Annotated in this window: 20 protein-coding genes; 3 read left to right on the forward strand and 17 right to left on the reverse strand. The window is 61.8% G+C overall.

Features of this window, described 5'->3' with window-relative positions; all coding sequences use genetic code 11:
- Positions 1–27: 27 nt before the first annotated feature.
- From PSCI_RS04550 to PSCI_RS04575, 6 genes are all read right to left on the reverse strand, one after another.
- A complete protein-coding gene (locus PSCI_RS04550; protein WP_045483376.1) occupies positions 28–2499 on the reverse strand; it encodes a TonB-dependent receptor plug domain-containing protein in 2472 nt (823 codons plus the stop codon).
- 318 nt (positions 2500–2817) lie between these two features.
- The gene (locus tag PSCI_RS04555; protein WP_045483379.1) at positions 2818–3768 is read right to left on the reverse strand and encodes a LysR family transcriptional regulator; all 951 of its coding nucleotides are present in this window, start codon (positions 3766–3768) and stop codon (positions 2818–2820) included.
- A 144-nt stretch (positions 3769–3912) separates the two neighbouring features.
- Positions 3913–5571, reverse strand: a complete 1659-nt coding sequence (locus PSCI_RS04560; RefSeq protein WP_045483382.1) for an acetolactate synthase large subunit — start codon at positions 5569–5571, stop codon at positions 3913–3915.
- A 224-nt stretch (positions 5572–5795) separates the two neighbouring features.
- Positions 5796–7247: an aldehyde dehydrogenase family protein gene (locus tag PSCI_RS04565; protein WP_045483385.1), complete on the reverse strand. Its 1452-nt coding sequence runs from the start codon at positions 7245–7247 to the stop codon at positions 5796–5798.
- A complete protein-coding gene (locus PSCI_RS04570; RefSeq protein WP_045483388.1) occupies positions 7244–8218 on the reverse strand; it encodes an NAD(P)-dependent oxidoreductase in 975 nt (324 codons plus the stop codon). Before PSCI_RS04570 ends, PSCI_RS04565 begins: the two co-directional genes overlap by 4 nt.
- A gap of 11 nt (positions 8219–8229) precedes the next feature.
- Positions 8230–9621: an NAD(P)/FAD-dependent oxidoreductase gene (locus PSCI_RS04575; RefSeq protein WP_045483391.1), complete on the reverse strand. Its 1392-nt coding sequence runs from the start codon at positions 9619–9621 to the stop codon at positions 8230–8232.
- Positions 9622–9828: 207 nt separating this feature from the next.
- Between PSCI_RS04575 and PSCI_RS04580 the strand changes: the two genes are divergently transcribed.
- Entirely contained in the window at positions 9829–10902 is a 1074-nt protein-coding gene (locus PSCI_RS04580) for a GlxA family transcriptional regulator (RefSeq protein WP_045483394.1), read from the forward strand.
- Positions 10903–11359: 457 nt separating this feature from the next.
- Positions 11360–11623 (forward strand): DUF6124 family protein, encoded by a 264-nt coding sequence (locus PSCI_RS04585; protein ID WP_045483397.1) that lies wholly within the window; start codon positions 11360–11362, stop codon positions 11621–11623.
- 22 nt (positions 11624–11645) lie between these two features.
- Here the strand turns inward: PSCI_RS04585 and PSCI_RS04590 are convergent, their stop codons facing one another.
- From PSCI_RS04590 to PSCI_RS04620, 7 genes are all read right to left on the reverse strand, one after another.
- Positions 11646–12440 carry a trypsin-like serine peptidase gene (locus PSCI_RS04590; RefSeq protein WP_052483349.1) on the reverse strand — a complete coding sequence of 265 codons (795 nt, stop codon included), beginning with the start codon at positions 12438–12440 and terminating at the stop codon, positions 11646–11648.
- Positions 12441–12591: 151 nt separating this feature from the next.
- The gene (locus PSCI_RS04595) at positions 12592–14997 is read right to left on the reverse strand and encodes a multicopper oxidase family protein (protein WP_144403195.1); all 2406 of its coding nucleotides are present in this window, start codon (positions 14995–14997) and stop codon (positions 12592–12594) included.
- A gap of 164 nt (positions 14998–15161) precedes the next feature.
- Positions 15162–15932: an N-acetylmuramoyl-L-alanine amidase gene (locus PSCI_RS04600; RefSeq protein WP_045483403.1), complete on the reverse strand. Its 771-nt coding sequence runs from the start codon at positions 15930–15932 to the stop codon at positions 15162–15164.
- 348 nt (positions 15933–16280) lie between these two features.
- Positions 16281–16634, reverse strand: coding sequence for a RidA family protein (locus PSCI_RS04605; RefSeq protein ID WP_045483406.1), 354 nt, complete (start codon positions 16632–16634; stop codon positions 16281–16283).
- Between the two features lie 9 nt (positions 16635–16643).
- Positions 16644–16994, reverse strand: a complete 351-nt coding sequence (locus PSCI_RS04610) for a cupin domain-containing protein (protein WP_045483408.1) — start codon at positions 16992–16994, stop codon at positions 16644–16646.
- Between the two features lie 94 nt (positions 16995–17088).
- Entirely contained in the window at positions 17089–17865 is a 777-nt protein-coding gene (locus tag PSCI_RS04615) for a pyrroline-5-carboxylate reductase family protein (RefSeq protein WP_045483411.1), read from the reverse strand.
- Between the two features lie 20 nt (positions 17866–17885).
- Positions 17886–19208 (reverse strand): NAD(P)/FAD-dependent oxidoreductase, encoded by a 1323-nt coding sequence (locus PSCI_RS04620; protein WP_045483414.1) that lies wholly within the window; start codon positions 19206–19208, stop codon positions 17886–17888.
- Between the two features lie 175 nt (positions 19209–19383).
- On the opposite strand from PSCI_RS04620, the gene PSCI_RS28415 reads away from it, so the two are divergent.
- Positions 19384–20307, forward strand: coding sequence for an RHS repeat-associated core domain-containing protein (locus PSCI_RS28415; protein WP_158497581.1), 924 nt, complete (start codon positions 19384–19386; stop codon positions 20305–20307).
- A gap of 12 nt (positions 20308–20319) precedes the next feature.
- Here the strand turns inward: PSCI_RS28415 and PSCI_RS04630 are convergent, their stop codons facing one another.
- The 4 genes from PSCI_RS04630 to PSCI_RS04645 all read right to left on the reverse strand — a co-directional run bounded on the left by PSCI_RS04630 (position 20320) and on the right by PSCI_RS04645 (position 24296).
- On the reverse strand, positions 20320–21276 hold the full coding sequence (locus tag PSCI_RS04630; protein ID WP_045483417.1) for a 2-hydroxyacid dehydrogenase: 957 nt from the start codon (positions 21274–21276) through the stop codon (positions 20320–20322).
- A 91-nt stretch (positions 21277–21367) separates the two neighbouring features.
- The gene (locus tag PSCI_RS04635) at positions 21368–22132 is read right to left on the reverse strand and encodes an SDR family oxidoreductase (protein ID WP_045483420.1); all 765 of its coding nucleotides are present in this window, start codon (positions 22130–22132) and stop codon (positions 21368–21370) included.
- A gap of 29 nt (positions 22133–22161) precedes the next feature.
- Complete coding sequence (locus tag PSCI_RS04640) at positions 22162–22848, reverse strand: fumarylacetoacetate hydrolase family protein (protein WP_045483423.1); 687 nt, start codon at positions 22846–22848, stop codon at positions 22162–22164.
- Between the two features lie 98 nt (positions 22849–22946).
- Complete coding sequence (locus tag PSCI_RS04645; RefSeq protein ID WP_045483426.1) at positions 22947–24296, reverse strand: MFS transporter; 1350 nt, start codon at positions 24294–24296, stop codon at positions 22947–22949.
- Positions 24297–24380: the final 84 nt, after the last annotated feature.

Consider the following 24380-nt stretch of genomic DNA (forward strand, 5'->3'; position numbering starts at 1 on the left):
GAAGCCGCTCCTACGACGAAACAGTTATCAAAAATCGATATTCAACCGCCCATAGTAAAAAGCCCCGTATGAGCCAAACGGCGAGATCGATGAGTAATAGGAAGCGCCCGATACGTCGGTGACGGTGTGTTTGTCCGGGTAGACGTTGAACACGTTGTCCGCGCCCAGCGAGACTTTGACGTTGTCGGTGATCTGGTAGCCGACGTCGATGTCGGTGATCCATTTGGCGCCAAAGCGTTCGTCCACCCCGCCGTTGGTGTCACCCAGGCGTTTGACTTCGCCGTAACGGGTGGTGCGCAGCCCCACGTCCCAGTCGCCACGCTGCCAGTTCACTCCCAACAGAAACTTGGTTTTCGGCGTCAGGTCGGTGATGCCGCCCAGACCGCTGCGCTCAAAGCGCGACAGGCCAAGGCTCTGCAACTGGGCGGGGTTGTCTTTCTGATCGGTGATGGTTGCCTTGTTCCAGTTGGCGCCAAGGTTGTAACGCAGGCGGCCGAACTCGCCCAGGTGCTGGGTGTAGTCCACCACCAGGTCCACACCGCGGGTGCGGGTGTCGAAGGCGTTGGCGTAATACTGCACTTGTTGCACATGGGAAAAGCCGTAGGTCGCCAGGATGCCGTCCACCGCCGCGCCTTGCAGCGGGCTGACCAGGGCGATGCGGTCTTGCAGGTCGATCAGGTAGGCATCCAGCGAGACGTTAAGGTTTTTCAGCGGGTTCCAGGTCAGGCCGGCCGACAGGCTCTGCGAGCGCACCGGTTCCAGGTCTTCGGCGCCCAGTGCCCGGCCGATGGCCGAGTCCGGCTGGACGCGCTTGATCATGATGTCGCGGGTTTCATTGCCAATGGTGCGACGGCCCAGGCCAGTCTTGGCGTAGCCCTGCTGGATCATCGACGGCGCCACGAAGCCGCTGCTCAATGCACCGCGAGCCGCCAGTTCCGGGGTGAAGGCATAACGGGTGGAAAGCTTGCCGGTCCAGGTATTGCCCGAGCTGTCGGTGTAATGCTCGAAACGCCCGGCCGCACCGACAAACCATTTGTCAGTAACGTCCAGACCGAAGTCCACATAGGCTGCGGTGTTGCTGCGGCGCAGATTGACTTCGTCTTCAGGCAGCAACAGGTAGTTGCCCAGCGCGCCGATAGCCGCCTGCTGGCCGGCACGCGGGTGGCCGGCCGGGTAACGGTAGCCGCCGCTGGCGTAGGAGTCCGGGTCGCCGGATTCGGTACGGTAATGCTCGAAGCGATGCTCCAGACCAGTGGCGAAGGTCAACGGGTTGCTCAGGCCGATGTCCAGGGTCCGGTTCAGGTCCAGGTTGGTGGTCCACTGATCGAAGGTGTTGGTCTGCAACCAGAAGTCGGTGGGGCTGCTGGTGCCCAGCGACGGGTTGAGGTTGTTATCGGTCAGTTGCTTCTGGCGGTTGCGGCCATACGAGGTGCTCAGATCCCAGTCCCAACCGGCCACGTCCTTGCCACGGGCGCCAAACACGGCCTGGTAATCAAGGCTTTCAAAGGTGAAATTCGGCGCAATGCCATCGGGATACAGCTCATTGATGATGGTGTTGGAGTTGGGCCGGCGAAAGCCGATGGACACCAGCGCGTCCTGCTTACCCAGGGTGCTGAACGAATACAGGGTGGTGTCGTCGGTGATCGGCAGCTCGGCGTTGTAGGCCAGGTTGTATTGCTCGATCTCCGGCAGGCCGCCGCCGTAGTTGCGCCGCTCGACGGTGGTTTCGCGTGGGTCAGGCTGGCCGTTGACCGGATAATAGAAACTGCCAGTGGCCTCGGCGGAGCGCTTGGTACTGTCCTGGTTCTTGGCGTCCAGGGTGAAGTTGAAGAAGCCGCCATTGGGCAGCTCAAAGCCTTTGTTGATGCTTTGCTGATAAGTCTCGCCGTTGGAGCCGACCCCGTGATAGCCGGAACGACGGCCGACCAGCGTCGTGGCGCTGCCGCCGCTGCTGTCCTTTTTCAGGATGATATTGATCACCCCGGCGATCGCGTCAGAGCCGTATTGGGCAGCAGCGCCGTCGCGCAATACTTCGACGCGGTCCACCGCCGCCACCGGAATCAGCTCAAGGTCAGCGGGGTTCCAGCCTTCGACCAGCACCGAGTTTTCCGAGGCCACCGAGCCGCCATGGCGGCGCTTGCCGTTGACCAGCACCAGCACATAACCGCCCCCCAGCCCCCGCAGGCCCGCCGCACGGGCGACGTTGCTGTAGGCGCCGCCGGTGACCTTGGCCACGTTGAACGACGGCAACAGATTGGCCAGCGCATCGCGCAGGCTGACGCTGGCGCCCTGTTTCTCCAGGTCCTGGCCGCCAATCACATCGATTGGCACGGCGCTTTCGGCCACGGTGCGCTCGACACCACGGTTACCCACGGACACCACGGTCTGCAACTGGACCGCCTGCTCTTGCTGGTCTGCCGCCTGGGCACCGCTTGCGCAGCACAGACCGGCCAGGGTCAGGAGCGCGGGCGTTGAAACCGTTGAAAACTTCGCTTGCATGAAACATCCCTCCGACAAGTCGCCGTGAAAAGTGATGCGGCGATTTGCCGAGGTCGGCTGGATTTCCGCTAAGCAGGATTGTGGTCTGAGCCATATAATCCATTTTTCGTATATTCAAAGCCGTTTCATTTGGTAATCGAATACTAAGAGACGCGACTTATCACCACAACAACTTAAAAATGCTATGGATATTCAGTATTGGAATATGAGCGATGCAGGAGCGAGCGCTGCTCGCGAAAGGGCCAACCCAGGCGCAACATCTGTAGCGTGTGAAAAATGGCCTTCGCGAGCAGAGCTCGCTCCCACAAGAACCTGCGATCAGCTGGCGTAAATCGCCTGCATCAACACATCGTGACGGTTGGCCGGGTGCAGGGTCATGCCGGGCAGCAGTGACTGCGAGGTGGTTTTCAGGGCCTCGACCAGCGCCTTGGCGACATCCGACAGCGGGCTGGCGTGGGCTGAGACCAGGCCGAAATAGAACGGAATCGCCGACTCGATGGGCCTGACCACCACGCCTTGCAACGGCACACCGAAGGCGGTGAACGGATCGACCAGCGCGACGCCCAACCCGACCCGCGCCATCTGCATGGCGATCAGCGAGGTGTTGGTATCCAGAATGTGTGCCGGTTCAAGACCTGCGCGCTCGAAGGCCTTGTTGATCCGGCGGCGAAAGCGGAACGGGTTGGAAATGCTCACCAGCGTCTGCCCCGCCAGTTGCGCCATGCTCAACACCGGCTCGCCCGCCAGCTCGCTGTCTGCGGCCAGCACCGCCACGCAAGGTGCCTCACCAATCCAGTGCAGTTCCAGGCCGCGATGCTCCAGTGGCAGGCTGATCATGCCCAGGTCGAAGGTTTTCGACAGCACTGCCTGCACCGCCGCCTCCGGCGACAGGCTCTGGATTTGCAGCTGTTGGGCGCGCAGGTCTTCAGTCAGCAGCGCCAGCGCCGGCGGTAACAGGCCGGCGGCCAGCGCCGGGGTGGCGACCAGACGCAGGCTGCGGTTTTCGTCGCGGGTCAGGTTCAGCGCGCGTTGATGCACATGCCGCACCCCTTGCAGGGCGCTCTCGACCTCGGCGGTCATCATGAAAGCTTTTTGGGTCGGGGTGACCTTGGGGCCGCTGCGTTCGAACAGAGCAAAGCCCAGTTCCTGCTCAAGTTCCTGGATCTGCCGGGTAATGGTCGGTTGCGAACGCCCGAGCATCTGCCCGGCACCGGTCACGCTACCGGCCGACATCACGGCGGCAAAGGCTTCGAGTTGACGCAGATCCACAAAAGCTCCTGATCGATGGGGAATCGAGAGACGAGGAGCCTACAGGTTTGTCGCGGATCTGGCACGTATCGATGTTTCGCGGCTGAAGCCGCTCCTACGGTTGTCGCAAACCCCGTAGGAGCGGCTTTAGCCGCGAAGACCGAATTACACCGCCAGACTGCGCTCGCGCAGTTCGGTGTTGAGGATGCGGTCGTTCTCGCTGTAATCGACCGGGCAGTCGATCACGTGCACGCCTGGGGTGCTGATGCATTTCTCCAGCAGCGGCAGGAACTCGGCAGCGCTTTCGACGCGGTGGCCAAAGGCACCGTAGGCTTCGGCGTATTTGACGAAGTCAGGGTTGCCGTAGTCCAGGCCGAAATCGGTGAAGCCCATGTTGGCCTGCTTCCAGCGGATCATGCCGTAGCCGTCGTCACGCAGAATGACCACGGTCAGGTTCATGTTCAGGCGCACGGCTGTTTCCAGCTCCTGGCTGTTCATCATGAAACCGCCGTCACCGCACACCGAGATCACCGGACGCTGCGGATACACCAGGTGCGAGGCCATTGCCGATGGCAGGCCGGCACCCATGGTCGCCAGGGCGTTGTCGAGCAGCACGGTGTTGGGCTTGTGCGCCTTGTAGTTGCGGGCGAACCAGATTTTGTAGATGCCGTTGTCCAGCGCCACGATGCCTTCGGAAGGCAGCGCGCGACGGATGTCGGCCACCAGACGCTGTGGATACACCGGGAAGCGGTCGTCATCGGCGCCTTCGGCAATTTGCGCTTCGTTGGCTTCACGGATCGCCATCAGGCGGGTGAAGTCCCACTGCGCGCTGCCGTCGAATGCCGCAGCATCCAGCGCTTCGCCGATCTGCCAGATGGCGTTGGCGATGTCGCCGATCACTTCGATCTGCGGGAAGTACACCGCATCGACTTCGGCACTGCGGAAGCTGATGTGGATCACTTCAGTGCCGCCACGGACCATGAAGAACGGCGGCTTTTCGATCACATCGTGGCCGATGTTGATGATCAGGTCGGCTGCCTCTACCGCGCGGTGTACGAAGTCACCGGACGACAGTGCGGCGTTGCCGAGGAAGCGCGGGTGGCGCTCGTCGACCACACCTTTACCCATTTGCGTGGTGACAAACGGGATGCCGGTCTTGTCGATCAGTTGCTTGAGGACCTTGGCGGTCATCTTGCGGTTGGCACCGGCACCGATCACCAGGATCGGGCTGCGCGCGGCCTTGAGTTTGGCCACGGCGGCTTCGATGGACTTGTGCTCGGCCAGCGGACGACGGTGCACGCTGCGCGGAATCGGCATCACGTCGGTCTGTTCGGCGGCGATGTCTTCAGGCAGTTCCAGGTGCACGGCGCCGGGCTTTTCTTCTTCGGCCAGGCGGAAAGCTTCACGCACCCGCGACGGGATGTTGTCCGCGCTCGCCAGCTGGTGGGTGTACTTGGTCAGCGGCTGCATCATGCCGACCACATCCAGAATCTGGAAACGACCTTGCTTGGATTTCTTGATCGGCTTTTGGCCGGTAATCATCAGCATTGGCATACCGCCCAGGTATGCATAGGCGCCCGCGGTGACCAGGTTGGTGGCACCGGGGCCCAGGGTCGACAGGCTCACGCCGGTCTTGCCGGTCAGGCGACCATAGGTAGCGGCCATGAAGCCGGCGGACTGCTCGTGGCGAGTCAGCACCAGCTTGATCTGCGACTTGCGCAGGGACTCGAGCAGGTCGAGGTTCTCTTCACCCGGAATACCGAATACGTACTCGACGCCTTCGTTTTCCAGACATTGCACTACCACATCGGCGGCCTTGGCCATGATGCTCCTCGTCATTTAATAGGTTAAGAACAGCAGACGGTTTGAAAACGTCGCGAGCGAAGGTCAGGCAAGGCGAAAGCAGGCGAGGAACGGTCGGAGTCGCGGGCGACTTGACTGGTTGTCAATGAGCATTCCGAGCCTGCTTTCAACGCAGCATCACCGAGCGCAGCAGTTTTCATGCGGTCTGAGCGTAGACGCGCTTGCATGTCAAAAGGTAACAGTGCTCAGGCCAACTGATAAGTGGTTTTGACCCGGGTAAAGAAATGCCGGGCATGGGTGCCCTGCTCCCGCGAGCCAAGGCTGGAGGCGCCGTTGCCGCCAAACGGCACGTGGTAATCGACGCCGGCGGTGGGCAGGTTGACCATCACCATGCCGGCCGAACTGTGGCGTTTGAAGTGCTCGGCGTACTTGAGCGAGGTGGTGACGATGCCGGCCGACAGCCCGAACGGCGTGTCTTCGGCGGCAGCGAAGGCCTGTTCATAGTTGTGCACCTTGAGCACGCTGAGCACCGGGCCGAAGATTTCTTCGCGGTAGATGCGCATCTCGGGACGCACCTCGGTGAACAGCGCCGGGGTGAAGTAGAACGCACCGGCCTGGTTGTCGATGCGCTCGCCGCCACACACAAGCCTGGCGCCTTCTTGCTGACCAATGGTCACGTACGACAGGTTCTGCTCCAGTTGCTTGCCATCCACCACCGGGCCGATGTCGGTGTCGGCGGCCAGCGCTTCGCCGACTTTCAGGGCACGGGTGCGCTCGGCCAGACGCGCGACAAACGCATCATGAATACCGGCGGTGACAATCACCCTGGAGCTGGCTGTGCAGCGCTGGCCGGTACTGAAGAACGAGCCGTTGAGCGCCACATCGACCGCCTGCTCCAGATCGGCGTCGTCGAGGACGATCAGCGGGTTCTTGCCGCCCATTTCCAGTTGCACGCGGGTCATGTTCTCGGCGGCCAGCCTGGCAATCTGCTTGCCAGTGCCTTCGGAGCCGGTAAAGCTGATGGCGTCGATATCGGGTGAGCGAATAATGGTGTCACCCACGCTGCGACCGGGGCCGACCAGCATGTTGAACACACCCGCTGGCAGGCCGGCACGCGAAATGATCTCGGCCAGCGCCCAGGCCGAGGACGGCACCAGTTCGGCCGGCTTGAACACCACGCAGTTGCCGAAGCACAGCGCCGGGGCGATCTTCCACGCCGGGATGGCAATCGGGAAGTTCCATGGCGCGATGATGCCCACTACGCCCACCGGCTGGGTGAACACATCAATACCCACCTCAGCACGCACCGACTGGTACTTCTCGCCTTCAGCACGCAGCACTTCCTGGGCGTAGAACTTGAACGAGCGACCGGCGCGGTCCACCTCGCCCAAGGCCTCACGAACGATCTTGCCTTCTTCGCGAGACAGCAAACGCGCCAACTCTTCGCGGCGGGCGAGAATCTCGGTGCCGATAAAGTCCAGCGCATCGGCGCGCACTTGCGGGTTGCTGCGTGCCCAGCCGGGTGCTGCACGGCGGGCGGCGGCGATGGCCTGTTCGGTGAGGTCCCTGTCGGCGCGCACAAAGCGCTCGATCACTTCACCAGGGTTGGACGGGTTGCGGTTTTCCAGCAGTTCGTTGCTGCTTTGAAGGGCAACGAAAGCGCCGTCTACATAGCTGCTCTTGGTCACGATGGTCATGCGCTCTGGGTCCTTTTGACTGGCAGTTCAGCCTGGCCGTTGATGAAGTGGGTGATGTTGTCCACGGCGCTGTCCATCAACTGCTGCATGGCATCTTCACTGCTCCAGGCAATGTGCGGGTTGAGGATGAAGTCATCGCGGTCGAGCAACTGGAACAGCGGGTTGCTCGGGTGCAGCGGCTCGTGCTCGACCACGTCCAGGGCCACGCCACCAAGGCGGTTGCCCTGCAGCGCGTCGATCAGTGCGGCTTCGTTGACCACACCGCCACGCCCGGTGTTGATCAGCAACGCATCAGGCTTCATCAGCGCCAACTGGTCGGCGTCGATCAGGTTGTAGGTTTGCGGGGTCAGCGGGCAGTTGATCGACAGCACGTCGCAGCTTTTCAGCAGCTCATTGAGCGGCCGCACATCAGCGCCCTGGCGCTTGCCGCCACGGTCTTCGAACAGCACCTGCATGCCCAGATGCCGGGCCAGTTCAGCCAGACGGATGGCAATCGGGCCGCTGCCGATGATCGCCAGTTGCCGCCCGCGCACGTCACGAATGCGGTGGTCGAAATAGATGTTCTTGAACGGCGCCTGGCCGTCGCGCACCTGGCGCATCAGCCGGGTGAAGGCGGCCGGGCGGCGGAACAGTTCGAGGATCATCGCCAGGCTGTGCTCGGCCACGGTGTTGGCGGCATAACCGGGGACGCTCGACACCTGAATGCCATGCGCCTCGCAATAATCGACATCGACGATATCGCGGCCAGTCAGCGCCAGCGAGATCATCTTCAGCTTCGGCAACTGGCGCAGGTGCTCTTCACGCAATGGCACGCTGCAGGTCAGCGCCACCGTGGCGTCCTTGAGGTGCTCCAGCACCTGGTCAGGCTGGGTATAGGCGTACTGTTGCCACTGATGCTCAAAACCTGGGCGTTTGAGCTGCGTCGAGGCGGCCAGGCCGTCGTCGTCGAGGAATACGACTTTCTCGGTCATCGTCATCGTCCTTATTTTTTCTGCGCCGGCACGTAACCGGCCGGGGCCATGGCCACCAGCTGTTTGGTGATGAACCCGGCGTCCTGATCGACGTCTTCCAGGCTCTCTTTGCGCACCAGCGCGTCACGCACCATGTGCGCGCCGAAGAAGCGGAACGGCTCTGGCGGCAGCAGTTTCATTTTCTGGTTGACCAGGCCGCAGTTGGACCACTCGTCATTGGCATGGGTGGCCAGCGACTTGATGATGCGGCTGGCAAATACGGTGGTCGCCACGCCGTTACCGGAGAAGCCGATGCCATAGCTGATGGTGCCGTGGTGGTCGAGGTAACCGAAGTTCGGCAGGCCTTTCATGGCCCGGTCAATCGGCCCGGTCCAGCTGCTGACCACCGGCACGTCGGCCAGTTGCGGGTACAGCCGGCGCAGTTCGGCGGCGACGCGATCGGCGGCCGGCGAGGGTTTTTCGTACAGGTTGCCGATGCGCCCGGCATAGGCGAACTGGCCCAGCGGCTTGCCGAACACCACACGGCCATCCGGGGTGTTGCGCCAGTAGTTGAGCACGGTGCGCGAGTCGGTCATGCACTCGCCGCCGCGAAAACCGATGGCATCGAGTTTGGCTTTGACCGGCGCGGTGGCGACCATGTCGCTGGACATGATCGCGATCATGCGGCGCAGCTCAGGAAATTGTGCGCCCCAGGCGTTGAGTGCCAGCACCACGTGATCGGCCTTCACATGGCCTTTGGCGGTATGCACCACCGGGTTCTTGCCGCGCTCAAGGTGAGTGAACGGCGATTTTTCGAAAATCTGCACACCGAGCTTGAGCGCGACACGGCGCAGGCCACGGGCGAGCATGGCCGGTTGTACGGTGGCGGCGTTGGGGTCAAAGATACCGCCGAGCACCAGTGGCGAGCCCATGCGGCCGGCGATGGTCTGGCGATCCAGTTCCCGGAACGGGTTGACACCCAGATTCTGCAGGCCGTCGGTGAGGACCTTCCAGGAGTTCATCTGCCGCTGGTTGGTTGCGCTCCACAGCCAGCCATCCTTGCGGTACTGGGCGTCGATGCCATGTTCCTGGCAGAAGCTGCCGATCTCGTCGATGGCCGACTCGGCGGCCTCGCAGATACGCCGCGCTTCCACGTCGCCGCAGATGGTGCGTACCGACAGGTACTTGCCCCACCAGTTAGTCGCCACGCCGCCGTTACGGCCGCTGGCACCAGAGCCGCAACGGTCGCGCTCGACGATGACGATGTTCTTTTCCGGGTGTGCCTGCTTGAGACGGATGGCCGACCAGAGGCCGAGAAAGCCGCCGCCGACAATGCAGACGTCAGCCTGGATGGATTGTTCGAGGGCGGGAGCGAGATCGCTGTCCAGATCGAGGGCCTGCGCATACCAGAATCCACGGTACATAGGAGTGCTGCCTTGGTGAGTGGTTTTTTCAGCATGATGCGCAGCCACCCGGCAGAGCGGCTATTACAGCAATGACAATTGATCGTAGGTTGCGACCGATCGTCCTTCACGTCCTGTTTATGGGGCTAAATATGATATTCAGGACAACCCGGCAGGCCTAGAATCGACACCACGGCATCGATGCCGGACGCTTGGAGATTGCCGATCATGGCCCTTGTCGATGCCCCGGATGCCGTTGCGGATGCGCCCTTGCCGACTCCGGTCAAACCGGACCTGCGGGTCGGTTTCATCCTGCTCAATCACTTCACTCTGGTGCCGGTGGCAGGCCTGGTGGACTCCTTGCGCTTTGCGGCCGACAAGTCGTTTCGCAGCCAGCAGGTGCATTGCCAGTGGGACTGGATGACCTGCCATGACCTGCCGGTGACCGCCAGTTGCGGCATGCCGATTTCGCCGACCAAGCCGCTCAATGTCTGGGCGCAATACGATTACATCGTGGTCGCCGGCGGGCTGATGGGCGAGACCCGCAACCCGCCGCAGTGGCTGCTCGATGCACTGTGCGACCTGCATGCCGCCAAGGTGCCGATCATCGCCCTGTGCTCGGCGTCGTTTGTGCTCGGTAAAGCCGGGTTGCTCAACGGCAAGCGCTGCGCGGTGCACTTCACCATTCTTGATGAGTTCAAGCAGTTGTACCCCGAAGCCGTTGCGGTGCTGGACAAAAGCTACGTGGACGACGGCGGGATCATCACCTGCCCCGGCGGCACCGCCATCGACCTGGCGGCCAGCCTGATCAGCCGCCACTGCGGGGCGATCCGGGCGCAGAAGGGCCTGGAATATCTGCTGGTGGAAAAACAGGCCGACACTCATACCCAGGCCGAGTCGGCTGCCCAGTCAGCCATTTACGAGAACGACCGGGTCAGCCGCGCGATCAGGTTCATGCGCGAGAACCTCGACACGCCGCTGTCGCTCAAGGAGGTGGCGCTGGCCGTCGGCACTCAGCCGCGCCAGTTACACCGTGAATTTGTCGCCAACACCCAAGAGCCACCGGCCAACTACTGGCGCAAACTGCGCCTGGACCACGCCCGGCGGCTGTTGGTCAACACCAGCCAGAACATCACCACCATCGCCCTGGCCTGCGGCTTCTCGGACGCTTCGCACTTCATTCTGTGGTTTCGCAAACAGTATGGTGAAACGCCGTATTCGTACCGCAAGCGCCGCCATGAGGTGGAGCGGTTCAAGACCGACTGGCAGGATGGACCGGTGGGGCTGGATCCGGAGTTGTAGGCAATCAGGCTCGGCGTCGCGCTGCAAACACGGAACATTGCAGGAGCCGCTTCAGCGGCGAAGCTTTAGCTGCGAAAGCTTCGCCGCTGAAGCGGCTCCTACGAGATCGGGTAGCATTTCGGCCCGTCTGCGGCCTGCAATTGCAAGATGCCTCTCTTTCTCTTGAAGGAAATTTCCGAGAAAATCCCGACCGCTTGCGCCCGTGAGTTTCGCTATCTACCCTCTGGCCGTCGCTGTAAATCCAGCGATCAGGTTTGGTAGGCCTGGGGTTCAGCGGCGCAAGGCGCCACCTTTTGCGAGGCGCTTTTATTCGGCCTGCAGTTATGGTGGCCGTGCGCAGGGTGCCTTCGGGCACGCCGGGTTCCGTTGACCGGTCCTACCAACTTGTGCACGGTCGCCACCCGGCGTTTGGTAGGCAATGGGTGACGGCTCCATCAGCATTAACGGAGTTGTACTCATGAAAAAGATCGTTCCCGATCCACCCTCGCTCGAATCGTCCCTTACCCTTGTTGAAGGCCGCCTGGCCCATGCCGTGGAGTTGCTGCGATGCGCCACCGCCACGGTTTATGAAAGCGCCGATGCGCTGCAAGGCCCGCCGCGTCACTTGGCCATGGCCGGCATGCACCTGATCACCCAGGCGCATCTGGTGCTGGACCAGGTGCTCGATCAGTGGCCGGTCATACACCGTGAAAGCCAGGAGCAAGCGCAACTGCCGGCCTGACAGCTTCCGGGGCGAAGCATGATTACAGCAGCCCGCGCTGTACCAGCAGATTGCGAATGGTACTGGCCGCGATGGCCTGGTTAGAGCCGTCGAGCGGCCCACCGAGGAAATGCAGGCCGACAACCTCGCCGCTGTTGAGGTCGAGCAGCGGCGAGCCGGAGTTGCCGCGCAGGGTGCTGCAATCATGCAATACCGTGCCGGTGAAGCCGCTTACCATGCCAGGTGACAAGCACTTGTAGGTGTAGAGCTCCTGAAAAATCTGCTCCATCAGTTGCTGATCTTCAACTTCGGCGTCACGCACCGGGTAGCCAGCCGCTACGACGTGGGTGTTGGTCTGGGGGGGCTCTTTGGCAAGCAGCAGCGGTTCAATCCCGCTGTCCTGCGCCAGACGCAGAAACGCGATATCCGGTTTCCAGTCGCGGGCGATCCAGAGCACTTCGCTGATCGCTACCTTGCGGGTGAGCGCATTGCCGGCCTCTGCGAGAAAGTTGATGGCCGCGCTCTGCCGCCCGCTGCCCGATGTCGCTGAGCGAAAGCGGAAGCCATTGCCGTAGGGCATGGCGAACTTGTCGGCGACATGGGCGTTGGTCACCACGATGTCCTTGCTCACCAGCCAGCCCGTGCCGGCCAGCTCGTCGTCAGCATTACCCTGCAGCTCGATCCGGCCAATGGCAGGCAGGCATTGCTCAAGACGTGTACGCGCCTGCTCAAGCCGTTGCACGAGTGCACTGGCCGAACCGTCGTTGAGTGCATGGATATCGAAACTGCCTTGGCGTACCGCGAGGGCCGGCCGACCTTGGCGCAGGATGATAGACATAAATGTGAAATCCGTACTTGCGCGGTTTAATACCGGATCACGGCGCGCAGCCGGATCGACACGTGCCCCCCCTGGGCATGCGTGCGCCACGTTCAATTATGAAACCGTGGCGCAGCATGTCAGCCTCCTTTAGCCTCTATCGACGCAAGCCTCAGTGGGAATGGGCTGAGCCTGCGGCCTCCCGGTTGCGCTTTTCGATGCCGTCCAGCCCGCCCGGAATGCCGGGATCGAAGATCTCGACCAGACGCATCATCCCCTTGTCTTCATGGGGCAGGATGTGGCAATGCAAGACGAAGCGTCCGACGTAGCGCTCGTAGTGCGAGCGCACGACGACTTCGACGTCCGACTCCACCATGATGGTGTCCTTGTAGACGTCCTTCATGCCGAAATACTGCGAGGCGGGGTCCTGGGTCAGATCCTTGCCATCCTTGCCCGTTACGCGCACCACCTGGAACGGGTTGATATGAATATGGAAGGGGTGAGCAAAATCGGCGGTCCGCAGGCGCCACTCATCAGTGTCGCCAAGCTGCAGGGCGATCAGTTCGTCCGGTCTGGTGCTGAAGCGCACATCCTCGACCTTGGCCCAAGGGGCTTGCGGATCGGGATCAGACGCCACTTCGAAATCGCTACGGGAAAAACGTGTATGTCCGATTCCCGGTCCAGGGGAAGGCGGGGACATACCTTCCTGCACCGAATTATTGAAATCGAATCGCAGCAAGCGGACATTGTCCACGTGCAACCAGGCATCCTCCTGCTCGCGCGTGGTCTGGCCTGTCAGCCTCTCGTGCGGCGAGAAATTCTCAAGCTTCAGGCCTGCGTCGAGATCGGCCAGGATCGCTGGCAGTTTCGAGACGTCGAGCCCCTGCCTTTGACGGTCTGCGGCCAGTCGCTTGGCGGCGCTGGAGAGGGTTTCATGAATCACGACTTTGGCCTCGGGAATCTGCGGCCGGGCATCGTTGCGCTCGACCCTGACAGAGAAGAGCAGGCGCCGGCTGTCCACCGAGCCTTCCACGCTGGCCTCGCCCTTGAGGGGTGAATCAATGACGCAGTAATCCTGATGGCGCAGGTTGCCGGCAGGCTGAGGGAAAGACACCAGCACGTCACTGCGGTAGCCCGGCTGCAGGACCCGCGCATCAGTTTCCAAGGCCTGGTATCGGGTCAGCCCATCGGCAGCGATCTCGAACACCTTCAGTGGCGGGCCATCGACGTCGCAGACGCGTGCGATTGTACGGTCATTGTCAGTGGCGGAGGTTTTGCTGAACAGCGCCTTGAGCGAGCTTGCCTCGCCTTTTTCCGGGTTTGGTTTGGCAGGATAGATCTGCACCTTGATGCTGTCATTGAAGCCGGCATGGATAAACCGCCAGCGCTCAGGCTGGCCGGCGATGACTTTCTCCTGACCAGGCTCACTGCCAATGCCCAGCATGTCAGCGACTCGGCCGTTGACCGTGGTGAAGCGCCCCGAATTTGTCCAGTTTTTCGGTCCGCCCAAATTTTCATAGTTCACGATGGCGCCGATATCGCCCTCGGCGCAATTCCATTTGTCATCTTTGGGCGTACCGTCGGGCTTGAAGCATTCGTACTGGATCTGCTGGAGCATGAAGACCCGATCGGGAATCGGTTTGCCGTCGGGTTTGCTCAACAACACATCAATGTCGCCGCTGCGAAAACCTTGACCGTTCGCTCCCGGAACCGGCCACCGATCGCCGTTGACGATCAATGCGCCAGACAGGCCACTGGCGACCTGCAGGGCGGTGGAGCCGTGAATGTGCGGGTGATACCAGAAGGTGCCGGCAGGATGATCGGCCGGAATGTTGTATTCGTATTCGTGTGCAACACCTGCGCCGGGATACAGGCTGCGCAGCACGTTGTCACTGTTGCCGGCCGGATTCACCCAACTGCCGTGAAAGTGGTTGTTGGTGACATTGAAGCAACCGGGGCGGCTGTTAGGCGTGTTCATTGAGCCGGCGTCATGCGCCGGGTCGCACTCCTGCGGCGGGATCAGCTTTTCGTACACGTCCTTGCCTAGCCCGGCCCGGGTGTAGTCCTGGCGCAGGTTGTCTGGCAGATGGTCCCAAGGCAGCAAATGATTGTAGATATCGAAGCGTACCGTCTGGCCGGGAAGTGCCTTGATCAGCGGGGCCGCGACCAGATTGCCAGGGGCATTGCTGTTATTGGGATCCGCATAACCGCGTAGCCAGACCGTGTCCTTGATACCCTTCTTCGGGTCCTGGATCCGGGCCTGCTTCAGACGCAGTTCCAGTTGTGCACCAGGGTCGTTCTGGCGAACGGCTGTGCGTGAGGTAACACCGGGAGCTTCACGCACACCGGTTACCGCTGCCGGCGCGTTGCGGTCAATCCCCATCCTCAGTGTCGGCGGGTTGCTGATGCCCTCCTCCTGAGCAGACAGGGCGGTAGCGACCCAGAAAAGCGATGCCAGCGACACGCCGCATCGAACCAATCCTTTGGACTGCATAGTAAGGTTCCTTCCTGAGAGATCGCCGCAAGCTGGCAATATGATATTCAGACGGGAAAGTAGCCTTTCCTTAGGAAAACGCAAGCGAATTTGAAATGTCCATCACAAGACGCCCCCGCCCAGCACCCGATCGGGTCAGGCGCTGGGCGGCTGCAGGCAATGTGAGAAAGCTGAGAAGTGCACCTGTAATGCGTAAATCCATTGAATAGATGCCTGCTGCACAACGTCTCACGGACAACAGCTAAAACTTACTTACCGGGAAAGTATTTGGCGACCAGTGCATAAACAATGGCTGCAGTTTCAAGATCAACTACGCCGTTATAGTTCTCAGGTCTGAAGTGCAACTGAAAGGCTCTGACCAACCCACGATAACCACTGTCACCGGCGGCAGTAGAGGTGTCGTAGCCGTAGGTTTTTAGTTTGGCTGTTATATCGGCCCGCGATGGTAAACCAGCGCTGAACTGTTGCTTGAAGGTTTGTACCGTGGCCGCGTCGTACCAGGCGCCCACGCCTGCTTCGTAAAGCGCTTTCCATGGAAAAGCCGCGCCGGGGTCGCTCTTGCGGCCGGGTGAAATATCCGCATGCCCGACCACATTGACCGGGCTGATGTCCGGGTAGCGCTGCAGGATATCGCGGCCCAGTTGTTTGATAGCTTCGATTTGCTCAGGATGGTACGGCGGGAACTTGAATACGCCGCCTTCGTCGGTGGCCAGATTGACGATCTCGATGCCAATCGAGGTGTCGTTGAGGCTATTGCGGTTGCCCCAGGTGCTGACCCCCGCATGCCAGGCCCGCTCGCTTTCATCGACCAGGTTGAAGATGCGCAAGGTATTGAAACCTGCATCCTGATAGTCCTTTTCCGACGGGTCGGGAATCAGGTAGTGGGCACTGACGGCAGGTCCGGTCAGGGCATTGACCGAGCCTCGAAAACCGATGGCCGTATAGTGCATGATCAGAAAACGAACACGACGGTTGAAACCTTTTACAGAGCGATAAGTAGTGCGATCAACTTCGTACACAAGCGCCTCCAATGGCGGGCTAATACATTTAAAAAGCCCGATCAAACTAGCACCGTACAAAGCCCGTCAGCGTATCGACTCCGTTACGTGGCACGACTAACGCACGCAGCATGTTTCATGATTAAGCGTTGCACCGCCTGGGTCTGGTTTGATGCGGTGACTTAAACCGGCCTCTTCGTCGCAATGCCGCCCAGACCAAGCGCCCACAGGGGTGTGTGATGCTTAATCGAACAGTATCGGCTTTAACCCGCACTGGGCATTCTTTGTGGACCGACTACCAATGACTTGCATACCCCGGTCTTGAACTAGCCACAGCGCGGTTTGGTTGTAGCGGTTTTATCGGCTCTGTTACAGGTACCCGCTGGCCTGAATCTCGATCAGGTACTGCGGCGTCACCAGTTGCGCCCCCACACATGCGCGAGTCGGCGGTGCTTCGGCGGCCCAGGCGTCGTAGATCAGGTTCATGGCGTCGAAATCGGCCATGTCACTGAGCCAGATCTGCACCCGAGTCACACGTTCCTTGCCGACGCCGATCCGCGCCAGCATCGCCTCCAGCTGCCTCAGTACACACTGGGTCTGGGCGGTGATATCGGTATCGGACTCAGGCTTGAGCGCCACCATGCCGGAGGTTTCGAAGCGGTCACCGGCAATGATGATCTGGCTGGCACGGGGGCCGGCGTTGATGCGTTCGATAGGTGTCATCGCCCGCTCCTAGAACAGCACGTAGGTTTTGCGGAAGTTCTCGCGGATGTCCCACACGCCTTCGCAGTTCTCCGGGAACAGCACCGCATCACCGGCGCTGAGTTTGACCGGCTCGCCACCGTCGGGAGTGAAGATGCACCAGCCGCTGATGATGTGGCTGAATTCGCGGTTCTTCAGGTGCCGACGAAACACACCGGGACTGCTTTCCCAGATGCCGATGCTCGCGCCGACGGCTTCGTTGGTCTGGTCCTGGGCGGTACGTGCCTGGGCGATAATGTCGCCGATCGGCAGCTTGGCCGGGGCCGGCTCGCCCAGCTCGGCGTGGTCAGCGTTGCGTACAACGGTCAGTACATTACTCATGGGTATCGGGGCCTCGTTGGCAGGGTTGAGTCAGGCCCGCTCCTGCTGGCCTGCCAGCAAGGAGTCGAAGCCCGGTGCAGGAAAAACGGAGGGCTCAGTGGCCGGCAGAACGGCTCAGCAGGGCATCGAGCACCACTTCACAAGCTGCTTTCCATTGCGCGCCGGCCTGGGAGTGGTTGAGCAGCGCCAGCCCGTCGGCAGTGTAGGTGCCTGGTGTGGCGATGCGCTCGCCGAGGGCCTTGAGGCTCTCGTGCTGTTGTTCTTCAGAACAGGCCAGGCAGTCCTTGAGGCTACTGAGCACCAGTTGCCGCGCCTGCTGCTGCGGCAAGCCTTTATCGGCCAGCCACTCTTGCAAGTCGTGCAGCAGGAAATAGAACCAGCCGTTCATGCAGGCGGCCACGGTGCCCAGTTCGAACTGCGTGTCATCGGCCAGCACCACCAGACGCCCCAGCAACCCCAACAGCGGTTCCAGCTCAGGGGTCGGGGGGGTCAGGGCAACCGTCGACTGGCCGAACTCGGCAGCGTACGACAGCATGACGCGCACGCAACGAGCGCCCGGAAACAACTCGGCAAGCCGGCTCAGACTTTCGCCGGCCACCACCGACACCAGCCATTGACCGGGCCTGACCTGAACCTCAGCGGCCAGACTGACCAGGTCGGCCGGGCGCACGCCAACGACTAACAGCTGTGCCTGTTCGGCCACTGCCGCGTTGCTTTGCAGCGTGCTACAGCCGTAGTCGGCGAGCAGTGCCGCAGCCCGTTCGCGATTGCGCGGCGAGAGCAGGATCGGCCCGTCAAAACCGCCGTTACGCAGCCCGCGAACGAGTTTTTCGGTCAGTTCGCCAACGCCCAGAATGCCGATGCTGTGCATATGTTGCTCTCCTTGGCGGCTCAGCTTTCCTGACCCGCACGGTGTTGGCCCAGGCGCAGGTTGAAGTTCACTCCCAGGCTCAGGAACGGCTCTGGCGGGTTGGCATTCGGCCCTTTGGAAGAGAGCAGAAAATCAATCAGTTCATCGCGCTCACCGGCCAGCCAGTCGGCCAGCAGCGTGCCGGTGATGGTGCCTCGGGTGATGCCCAGACCGTTGCAGCACAACGCGCCGTGAATGCGCGGCGCCAGCGTGCCGAAAAACGATTCATGGTTGCGCGACAGGCACATTGAGCCACCCCAGGTGTAATCGAATGGCGTGCCGGACAACATCGGGAAACGTCGTTCGAAGGATTCGCGCTGCTGACGTTCGGCACGCTCCAGATACTTCTTGTGGCTACGCCCGTCGGGGTTGAAGCTGAAGCTGTTGCGCACCAGCAGGCGCTGATCCGGAGTACGGCGCAAGGTGCTGCCGAACGGGTCCGCCGGGATAATGCCCCAAGTGCTCTTGCCACCCAGACGCGCCTGTTCCTGTTCGGTCAGGGGCCGGGTCATACTGGCGTAGGTGAACACCGGCAGCAGGCGGCCCTTGAGGAAGCCGAAGTGCGAGGCGAAAGCGTTGTTGGTCAGCAGCAACTGGTCGGCGATCAACCGGCCGTTGTCGTGGATCAGGGTGACCTTGTCGGCGCCCTGCTCGATGCTGTGAATGCGGGTGTTCTCGAACAGCGTGACGTTGGCCGGCAGGCTCTCGGCCAGCCCTTTGACCAGTGCCGCAGGCTGCAGCAGGTAAGTGCCGGGGGTGTACAACCCGCGCTTGTAGAAGTGCGTGCCGACATGCTCGGGCATGTCTTTGCCATCGATCACCTGGTAGGCCTGGCCGAGCTTGTCCAGGCCGCTGCGATAGGCTTCCAGCACCGCAATGCCCTTGGGCTCGATGGCCGCCTGGTACTTGCCGGCGGCCTGCAACTGGCAATCGATGCCGTGCTCGGCAATCAGTTTTTTCAGCAACGCTTGCGCGCGCAGGTTGAGCTTGAGGCTCATGCGCGCGGTGGCCAGGTCGCCGATGTAGTCCGGGGCGCCGATGTCGTGGGGCAAATCGATGGCGAAGCCGGAGTTGCGCCCCGATGCACCGAAACCGACCTGTTGGGCTTCGACCAGCACAATCTGGTCGTTGGGGTAATGCAGGGCCAGTTGCCGGGCTGCGGCCACACCGGTAAAGCCTGCGCCCAGCACCACCCAGCGCGCCGAGGTGGTACCCGAATGCGCCGGACGCACTTTGCGCCCCAGGCTGAGGTGGAACCAGCCACAACCGTTGTCGTCTGCCGGGGTTACAGTGCGCTCGAACATGCTCGAATCCTTTTATTTTGGCCACTATCGCATCGGCTGCGGGGTGAGCCATATAACAAACGGGACGAGTCATAGGAGATGTGGGTGGCGGCCAGCCTCACAGTTCTGCCAGTCGCCAGATTGCCTGTTCGCAGTGAAACTTCAGCCTGAGCATGATTGGCCGAGGCTTTCACATATGCCTGCACACAACTGGCTTTGCCGTTATCAATACGACGCCCTTGATCGCCTGGCAGGTTGGCTGCCCGGTGAAACAAGCAACGAGCAGTGTTTCTATCAAGAGAAGCGACTGACGACCATCGTCCAACAACAGCGCAGCACCTCCTGGCTGAATACGGCGCACTCGATCCTGTCGCAACAGCAGCGAGAACAGCGCAAGACGCTATGTGCACTGGTCGGTAGCGATCCGTCAGGTTCGGTGATCCATAGCGTTGCGACGTCAGGACTAAGCGTCTGTACCTATGCACCCTACGGCCACCGGCACCCTGTCGCTGCCTTTGAGCAGTTACCGGGTTTCAATCGCGAGCGAGCGGATCCAGTCACAGGTCATTATTTATTAGGCAGCGGTTACCGATCGTTCAATCCGGTGCTGATGAGGTTCAACAGCCCGGATGATATGAGTCCGTTTACCGAAGGCGCACTGAACGCCTACGCCTACTGCGTGGGCGACCCGATTAACCGTTTTGACCCGACCGGGCACCTGCCGACGTTTCTGAAAAAGATTCTTCGCCCTGCCGGTTTGATCAGAACCCGTAGTCAGGTTCGGATGCAGAGCTACTTGAGAGACATAAGCCCGAGAGCTTCGGTTGCATCGACCGATACGCTAACGACTGTGGTTTCAGACTCGCAGGACTTCGACCTCATCCAACTGACCAGGCAATCATCCCAACCCGCCATTGAAAGCAGATCTGTCGTTGAGTTGAAGCCTGCCATCGAGCCAACCGCCAAGGCCGGTGTGCAGCCCACCACCAGTTCGAGTCTGGGTATGGATTATTGGGAAAAAAGAGCGGCGTCCCGACAAGCGCAGATATCTTTCGGAGAACCCGTTCAGAGCAGGCAGGCATCGGTCAGGGGGAGCAGGAGCGTTCAGAAACGCCCCTGAAACACTGCCTACTTAACCGGTCACACAGGCTTGCGGCTTCTTGCCGGCAAAGGTATCCACCAGGCTGGTAATTACCATCTCGCCCATCCGCGTGCGGGTCTGCACCGTGGCGCTGGCGCGGTGGGGTTGCAGCACCACGTGCTCGTTGTCGAACAGCGCATCGGGCACGCGCGGTTCATCGACGAACACATCCAGTGCCGCGCCGGCGATGCTGCCGGCCTTGAGTGCGGCGACCAGCGCGTCTTCGTCGACCAGCTTGCCCCGTGCCACGTTGACCAGGTAGCCGTCCGGGCCCAGCGCTTCGAGCACTTTGGCATCGATGATCGCTTTGCCGCCGTCGGCGGCGGCGGCGAGGATCAGGGCGTCGCTGTTGCGGGCCAGTTCGCTCAGGTCGGCGACGTAGCTGTAGTTGACGTCGCTGATCGGTTGCAGGTCGGTGTAGCTGATCGGGCAGCCGAAGGCGGCGGCGCGGGTGGCCACGGCGCGCCCTACCCGGCCCAGGCCGACGATACCAACGCGCATGCCGCTGAACTGACGGGCCAGCGGTAGCGGCGCCAGCGGGGTCGGGCTGTGCTGCCACTGACCGCTGCGCACATAGCGGTCGCTGGTGCACAGGCCACGGCAGGCCGCGATCAACAGACCGATGGCCAGATCGGCAACATCGTCGGTCAGCGCGCCGATGGTGGCGGTGACGTGGATGCCCAGGTCGCGGCAGTAAGCCAGGTCTACCGCATCGGTGCCGACCCCGTTGACCGCCACCACTTCGACGCGGGGCAACTTCGACAGCAATTCACGGGTGATGCCGGTGTGGCCGCCGGTGATCACGCCACGGATGTTCGGGCCGTGTTCGGCCAGGTAAGCGGCTTTGTCGGTCTGCTGGAAGTACGGGCGAATGGTGAAGAGCTCGGCGAGGCGTTCGCGGATTTCAGGGATGAGGATCGGGCTCAGTTGCAGGACTTCTGGTTTCATGGGGTACCTCGTTTGATTCGGATAATGGGGGCGAGCGCTGCGCGCTCGGTCGCGAGCAGAGCTCCCTCCCACAAATGTGGTGTGTCAAGCGTCAGCCACGGCCTACGAACGGCATCTTGGTGGCCATGACGGTCATGTTCAGGACGTTGGCCGACAGCGGCAGCGCGGCGATGTAGCGCACTGCGTCGGCGACGTGCTGGACGTCGACCATGGGTTCTACGGCGATTTCGCCGTTGGCCTGGCGCACGCCACGGGTCATGCGTTCGGAGAGTTCGGTCAGGGCGTTGCCGATGTCGATCTGGCTGCAGGCGATGTCGAATTCACGGCCGTCCAGGGCCAAGGCTTTGGTCAGGCCGAGTACCGCGTGTTTGCTGGCGGTGTAGGGCGCGGTAAAGGGGCGCGGGGTATGCGCGGAGATCGAACCGTTGTTGATGATCCGCCCGCCTTGCGGTTGCTGGCGGCGCATCAGGCCGAAGGCTTCGCGACAGCACAGGAACACGCCATTGACGTTGGTGGCGATGACGTTGTCCCAGGTGTCGAGCGGCAGTTCGTCCATGGGCACGGCCGGGGCGTTGACGCCGGCGTTGTTGAAGATCACATCCAGACGGCCGTAGCGTTCTTCGACGGTGGCGAACAAGGCTTTGACACTGGCCGGGTCACGTACGTCGGTCACCACCGGCGTGGCTTCCCAACCTTGCGCTGCGGCCTGTTCGGCCACGTTCAGCAGCGGCTCCAGACGCCGCCCGGCGAGGACCACGCGGTAGCCGTCTTGCAGCAGGCCCAGCGCCACGGCTTTGCCGATACCGCTGCCAGCCCCGGTGACCAGGGCGATTTTCGAGGAGGATTTATTGGACATTGTGACGCTCCTGTTGATGTTCGCTGAATTCAGGCGGCGCGCTGGCCGACCCGGACGTCGATCTGCCCGACCCCTTCTACGCCGGCGCTGATCCGGTCGCCGGGTTCTAGCGCTGCGACGCCTTCCGGGGTGCCGGTCATGATCAGGTCGCCGGGCAGCAAGGTGATGCTGCGCGACAGGTGGCTGATGATCTCCGCCACCGACCAGAGCTGGCTCTCCAGGCGCGAGCGCTGGCGTTCGGTGTCGTTGACCATCAACCAGACTGCACCCTGTTGGGCATGGCCCTGACGGCTCACCGGCTGGATCGCGGTGATCGGTGCCGAACCATCAAAGGCCTTGGCGCCCTCCCATGGCATGCCGGCCTGTTTGGCGCTGCGCTGCTGGTCACGGCGGGTCAGGTCCAGACCGGCGGCGTAGCCCCAGACATGCTCCAACGCCTGGCTTTCCGGGATGTCCGCCCCGCCGCTGCCGATGGCCACGACCAGTTCGATTTCATGGCAGAACTCTTCGGTCTGCGGCGGGTAGGCGATCTCGCTGCGGGCTTCGATCACCGCCGAGGCGGGCTTCATGAAAAACAGCGGCACACTACGACCCTGGCCGTCGCTCCAGGGGTAGTTGCGGCCGACGCAGAACACCCGGCTGACCGGAAAGCGCTGATCGCTGCCGACCACTGGCAGGCTGGGTTGCGGAACGGGGCTGAAGACAAAATCGCTCATGGTGGTTTGACTCGGTAGGTACGGTCGATAGGTCCAGCCTAAAGCGGCTTTGCCCGGCAAAGTTGGACGAAAGCCGCTTCGTTTTGGAGTTAACAGCCTTATTGAGTCTTCAACTCGATGCGGTACAGGCGACCCAGCAGCAGCGAGTACGACAACGTGCCCATCAGCGCTACGCCGCCAATGAACCAGAACGCCAGGGCGAACGAGCCGGTGGCCTGGACGATGGCGCCGATCACAATCGGGCAGACAATCCCGCCGATATTGGCCGCCAGGCTGGTGACCCCGCCGGTCAGGCCGATCAGCTCTTTGGGCGCAACTTCCGAGACCGCCGCCCACGACGACGAGGCGATGCCCTGAGCGAAGAAGGCGATGGTCAGAATGGCGATGCAGACCAGGTTCGAATCAGTGAAATTGACCAGCACAATGGACATACCGAGCATTGAACCGACCACCAGCGGCAGTTTGCGGGCAAATGACATGCTATAGCCGCGGCGGATCAACAGGTCCGAGATGATCCCGGCGAGCAAAATGCCGATGGTGGCGCCGATGAACGGCAGCACGGCGAAGATGCCCACCTTGATGGTGGTCAACTGGCGTTCTTCGATCAGGTAGGTCGGGAACCAGGTGAGGAAGAAGTACAGCGCCGAGGTGCTGGCGAACTTGCCGATGCAGATCGCCCAGATCTGCCGGTAGCGGAACAGCTCGGCAATCTGCCGCCAATTGAATTTGGTACGTTCCTGGCTGCTTTTGACCAGGCCGCCGCCGTCTTCGATGTACTTGAGTTCTTCCTTGCTGACCTTCTTGCAGCTCAGCGGGTCGCGATACAGGAACAGCCAGACCACGCCGAACAGGATGCCGACCAGGCCGGTGCTGTAGAACACGTGGCGCCAGTCATAGGTGGTGGCCAGCCAGAGCAACGCGCCGGTGAACAGCGCGGTGCCCAGGTACTGGCCGCACACATACACGCTACTGGCCATGCCGCGCTCGCGGGCCGGGAACCAGACGGTCACCGCCCGGCTATTGGCCGGAAATGCCGGCGCTTCCATGGCCCCGACCGCCAGGCGCAGACCGAACAGTGCCGCGAAGCCGCTGGCCAGGCCCTGGCAGACGGTCACCGCCGACCAACTGATCAGCGACACACCGTAGGTCACCCGTGAGCCGAAGCGGTCAGCGATGAACCCGGCTGGCACCAGGGCCAGGGCGTAGGTCCAGGCGAAGGCGGAAAAGATCAGGCCCATCTGGATCTTGTCCAGCCCCAGGTCCTTGGCCATGAAGGGCGCAGCGATGGAGATATTCACCCGGTCGACGTAGTTGATGATGGTCGCGATCAACAGCAGGCTGAGCATGAACCAGCGTCGGCGGGTGGGCAGCCGGGTGGTGCCGGCGGCATCAAGGGGGGCGGCGCTGGTGGCGACAGACGCAGCCTGGGAATTGGGAAGGCTCGACATGGGTTGACCTCATTGTTGTTGGGATATCGAGGTTTTCAGGCAAGACAGCGCCGTCCCTGCGTGGCGCGCAAGGCATGGACTGTG

Origin of the sequence: Pseudomonas sp. StFLB209 (genome assembly GCF_000829415.1) — a bacterium.
In the GTDB taxonomy this organism is placed as follows: domain Bacteria; phylum Pseudomonadota; class Gammaproteobacteria; order Pseudomonadales; family Pseudomonadaceae; genus Aquipseudomonas.

Bases quoted from the DNA above. Each gene is read 5' to 3' on its own strand.
- PSCI_RS04580 (WP_045483394.1), top strand. From the start codon at position 9,829: ATGGCCCTTGTCGATGCCCCGGATGCCGTTGCGGATGCGCCCTTGCCG.
- PSCI_RS04615 (WP_045483411.1), bottom strand. From the start codon at position 17,865: ATGCACAGCATCGGCATTCTGGGCGTTGGCGAACTGACCGAAAAACTC.
- PSCI_RS04590 (WP_052483349.1), bottom strand. From the start codon at position 12,440: ATGTCTATCATCCTGCGCCAAGGTCGGCCGGCCCTCGCGGTACGCCAA.
- PSCI_RS04585 (WP_045483397.1), top strand. From the start codon at position 11,360: ATGAAAAAGATCGTTCCCGATCCACCCTCGCTCGAATCGTCCCTTACC.
- PSCI_RS04605 (WP_045483406.1), bottom strand. From the start codon at position 16,634: ATGACACCTATCGAACGCATCAACGCCGGCCCCCGTGCCAGCCAGATC.
- PSCI_RS04645 (WP_045483426.1), bottom strand. From the start codon at position 24,296: ATGTCGAGCCTTCCCAATTCCCAGGCTGCGTCTGTCGCCACCAGCGCC.
- PSCI_RS04610 (WP_045483408.1), bottom strand. From the start codon at position 16,994: ATGAGTAATGTACTGACCGTTGTACGCAACGCTGACCACGCCGAGCTG.
- PSCI_RS04620 (WP_045483414.1), bottom strand. From the start codon at position 19,208: ATGTTCGAGCGCACTGTAACCCCGGCAGACGACAACGGTTGTGGCTGG.
- PSCI_RS04635 (WP_045483420.1), bottom strand. From the start codon at position 22,132: ATGTCCAATAAATCCTCCTCGAAAATCGCCCTGGTCACCGGGGCTGGC.
- PSCI_RS04560 (WP_045483382.1), bottom strand. From the start codon at position 5,571: ATGGCCAAGGCCGCCGATGTGGTAGTGCAATGTCTGGAAAACGAAGGC.
- PSCI_RS04550 (WP_045483376.1), bottom strand. From the start codon at position 2,499: ATGCAAGCGAAGTTTTCAACGGTTTCAACGCCCGCGCTCCTGACCCTG.
- PSCI_RS04575 (WP_045483391.1), bottom strand. From the start codon at position 9,621: ATGTACCGTGGATTCTGGTATGCGCAGGCCCTCGATCTGGACAGCGAT.
- PSCI_RS04570 (WP_045483388.1), bottom strand. From the start codon at position 8,218: ATGACCGAGAAAGTCGTATTCCTCGACGACGACGGCCTGGCCGCCTCG.
- PSCI_RS28415 (WP_158497581.1), top strand. From the start codon at position 19,384: ATGCCTGCACACAACTGGCTTTGCCGTTATCAATACGACGCCCTTGAT.
- PSCI_RS04640 (WP_045483423.1), bottom strand. From the start codon at position 22,848: ATGAGCGATTTTGTCTTCAGCCCCGTTCCGCAACCCAGCCTGCCAGTG.
- PSCI_RS04630 (WP_045483417.1), bottom strand. From the start codon at position 21,276: ATGAAACCAGAAGTCCTGCAACTGAGCCCGATCCTCATCCCTGAAATC.
- PSCI_RS04565 (WP_045483385.1), bottom strand. From the start codon at position 7,247: ATGACCATCGTGACCAAGAGCAGCTATGTAGACGGCGCTTTCGTTGCC.